The following is a 418-nucleotide window of genomic DNA, read 5'->3' on the forward strand; positions in this document are numbered from 1 at the left end:
CGCAGGCTCGGCAGCTGCTACGGCTGCTACGGTTGCTTGGCGCACCCCGCGAATTGGGCGGGCGCCCTGGTTGGGTCTATACCTTAGGAGTAGCGGTCGCCCCGACACCTGAGGGAAAGGCCATGGACAACAACAAGGATTCAGGAAGCAACCTGGGCTTCTGGCTGCCAGGCAGCGCAGTCATCCTCAGCCTGGTGGTATCGACCTTCGCTCTGTACCGTGAGCCTTTCCTCGAGTCGCGCCCCATCGGTGGGCAATTCCAGGCGCAACTACCCATAGAAGCTCGCCTGTGGCAGGACCCCTTCGATGCGCTCGAGCGCTATCGCAAAAAGCTCAAGGACGGCAAAGACGCAGGTTCTGAGTGTGGTAGCACGATTTCCGGCAAGTCCGCGGTACCTGGCACCTCACCCGCGCAGGG

At 62.2% G+C, this 418-nt stretch carries 1 protein-coding gene; it reads left to right on the plus strand.

What is annotated here, in order from left to right:
- Positions 1-122: 122 nt before the first annotated feature.
- Positions 123-418: hypothetical protein (locus FMM79_RS14365; protein ID WP_148628157.1), on the plus strand; the 296-nt coding region annotated here is incomplete at its 3' end.

It is taken from the genome of Novosphingobium sp. BW1 (assembly GCF_008107685.1).
GTDB lineage: Bacteria > Pseudomonadota > Alphaproteobacteria > Sphingomonadales > Sphingomonadaceae > Novosphingobium.